This window comes from Lishizhenia sp., from assembly GCF_057456495.1.
In genome coordinates this window covers 1-3,033 of the sequence record NZ_JBVCPV010000266.1, presented here as the reverse complement: position 1 = coordinate 3,033, position 3,033 = coordinate 1, and the positions used below count along the sequence as shown (strand labels likewise).

The 3,033-nt window shown below is 35.5% G+C and carries 3 protein-coding genes; all 3 read left to right on the top strand.

Features of this window, described 5'->3' with window-relative positions:
• A partial coding sequence (ltrA, locus tag AC22ZQ_RS13815) for a group II intron reverse transcriptase/maturase (RefSeq protein WP_318959349.1) occupies nucleotides 1-1,073 on the top strand: 1,073 nt, incomplete at its 5' end.
• A gap of 307 nt (nucleotides 1,074-1,380) precedes the next feature.
• The gene (locus AC22ZQ_RS13810; protein ID WP_318959348.1) at nucleotides 1,381-2,595 is read left to right on the top strand and encodes an IS91 family transposase; all 1,215 of its coding nucleotides are present in this window, start codon (nucleotides 1,381-1,383) and stop codon (nucleotides 2,593-2,595) included.
• Between the two features lie 9 nt (nucleotides 2,596-2,604).
• Nucleotides 2,605-2,874 (top strand): hypothetical protein, encoded by a 270-nt coding sequence (locus AC22ZQ_RS13805; protein WP_318959347.1) that lies wholly within the window; start codon nucleotides 2,605-2,607, stop codon nucleotides 2,872-2,874.
• Nucleotides 2,875-3,033: the final 159 nt, after the last annotated feature.

Below are 3,033 nucleotides of genomic sequence, written 5' to 3'. Positions count from 1 at the left end.
GTGTTGGTAAAGTCCTAGAGGAAATAAGACTTGACCTACTGAAAGGTGGTTATAATCCACCGCCTGTTAGGTATACAGAAATTCCAAAGGGAAAAGATTCGACAAGGCCACTCGGCATACCAACGGTCAAAGATAGAATCGTACAAACAGCCATGAAACTAGTTGTGGAACCAATATTTGAAGCGGATTTTAAAGGAAGCTCATTTGGTTTCAGACCCAAACGGAATCAACATCAGGCATTAGAAGTGATAAGAAAAGCGTGTAATAACAGGGGTAATTATGTTTTAGACGCGGACATCAAAGGTTATTTCAATAACATTAATCACGATAAATTGATGCTACTTGTCGAGAAGAGAATTAACGATAGAAGAGTGTTGAAACTCATAAAGAAATGGCTAGAGGCTGGCGTGATGATTGCGGGAAAAAAGATGGCCACTACAGTGGGTAGTCCTCAAGGGTCGGCGATCTCGCCGCTATTATCTAACATCTACTTAGACTACTTAGATACAGTATGGGAAAGACATTATAGTCACTTAGGCAAGCTCGTCCGCTTTGCAGATGATTTTGTGATTATCTGCAAGAACAAGAAGGACGTAGAACATAGCTATGCAGTCATCAGAGAAGTCATGAGACGCTTAGATTTAGAACTGAGTGTTGAAAAGACAAAGGTTGTAAACCTTTGGGGCGGTAAGGAAGGTTTTATTTTCCTAGGTTATCATCATAGAAAGACCAAGCAAAAGACTGTATCCGGAAGAGAATACTATGCTGTTGAAAGATGGATATGTAAAAAGAAGTACAAACAGATAAAAGAAGTGATTAGAGCGATTACTAGTAAATCTACAACCTATAAAGAACCCAAAGCGATGATTAGTATACTAAACCCAAAGATAAGTGGCTGGCGTAATTATTACAAACTATCACCAACTAGGATGCTTAGAAAGCTGGACAGTTTTATAAGACATCGACTTGTTATTTGGTACAATATGAAGCATAGAAAGAGGAAGACCTACAAGTACTATACTGTAAGTCAACTTCTATACAGATTGGGCTTGAAAAGAATGGTTGTGTATTAGCCGTAAAGCGGATGGAAGAAGAATCTCGGAAAGCCGTATGAGGGAAAACTTCATGTACGGTTTGATGAGGGGGAGCAGGTGGAGATTGAATCAAAACCTGTTTTCTACTCTACGTTTTCATTCGCTATAATCGTTGAAAGTACAGATATGACTTTGCTTATGCTGTTTAAGAATGAAGAAAGTGCCAATGGCACATTTCTTGTTGTCTAGGAAATTTCATTTCCTAGACAATAAGAAATAGGGTTGAAGCTATTGGAAAAACTTGATAAAATAATAATGTAAAAGATTTCCATAGGAGGTTTGGCATATGATTAAAGAGATATTTTCTAATCATTGGGATGCTTTTTATGAAGTTTATAAGGATAAAATACGACCAGATGTAGTAAAAGACGTAACGCGTATGATTAATTGTGGTGATATCAGTAAAGGACATACTGTTTATAGTTGCAGCAAATGTGGAGTAGAAAAAAAGCTAGGCTTTACGTGTAAAAGCAGATTTTGTAGCTCGTGTGGTAAAATTTACGTCGATGAGCGCGCTGAAAAAATGTCTAATACGTTGATAAAGGTTAAACATAGACATATGGTATTTACAGTTCCTCAGGAATTAAGAATATATTTTAGACAGGATAGAAAACGTTTAAGTCTGCTTCCTCAAATAGCTTATGATGTATTAAAAAGATACTTTAATCAAATAAATAAAAAGGAAAATTATACACCTGGTGTTGTATCTGTAATACATACTTTTGGTCGCGATTTAAAATGGAATCCTCACGTCCACTTATTGGTTACAGAGGGGGCAATGGGAGAAATAACAGAGTGGAAAAATTGTCACTACTTTCATTATGAAAGACTGCGAAAAAGCTGGCAAACAGGTTTGTTAAAAGCCTTAGAAAAGACCATAAAAAAGGGAAAGCGTGCCTTTAAAAATATAAAAAATAAATTGTATGCTGCATATAAAGATGGTTTTTATGTATATGGAGACCGGCAGATATCTGATAGCAGATCGGCCATGAAATATGTAGGTAGATATACAGGTCGTCCTGCAATTGCAAATTCAAGAATAATAGACTATGATGGTAAAACTGTTACTTACTTTTATGATGATCATAAAAGTGGTGAAAGAAGAGAAATTAAAGTAAGTGTATTTGAATTTATAAAACGTGTTATCATTCATATCGCAAATAGTGGATTTAAAATGATTCGTTACTATGGCATATATGCAGGTAAAAGAAAGCATAAATGTAAAGTAATAAAAATGGTGAATGATAAAATAAAAGAGATTCAAAAGAAATACAAATCATGGCGTAAAAGGATACAACTATCATTTGGCCATGATCCATTAAAGTGTCCAAATTGTAAAACAGAAATGACAATAAGTGATGTGGTATATCCAGGCATAGGAAGCGTTTTAAAATTGATACATGATAGAGCTTATGAAAAAGTAAAAAAAGAAATAGAAGAACTTAAGGAAAGTCACGACATAATAAAAGGAAAGTTGGGCTTTGAACCATTGTACAAATGAGGAGAAGGTATGAGTAAAAAGGTAAAAGACAAGAGACGGGCAAAATTAAAAGCAGCGAGAAAAATGAGCAAGTTAAAGGAAAATAAATCGGTATTGTTCAGATGCCTAGGCTGCGGAGCAGAAGAAATGATACCAATAGAAGTGGTAGAAGAATTAGATTTTTTTGATGGTGGTGACCTAAGTGTTCCGCCCAGGTTTAGTTGTGAAAATTGCCCTGAACAAATGGAACCAGTTTTATATAAATCCGTGCATGGTGTTACATACAAATGGAAGGATTAATGCTTGCATAGGAAAGAAGCGGTCAACGACCGCATTTGTTCTTGTCCAAGAGTTTTCATTGGTTTAAATCGATGAAAGTACTTGTTTGACTTTTCAAAGGCTGTGTATGAATGAAGAAAGTGACCAAGGCACATTTCTTCTTGTCAAACTTATAATCTC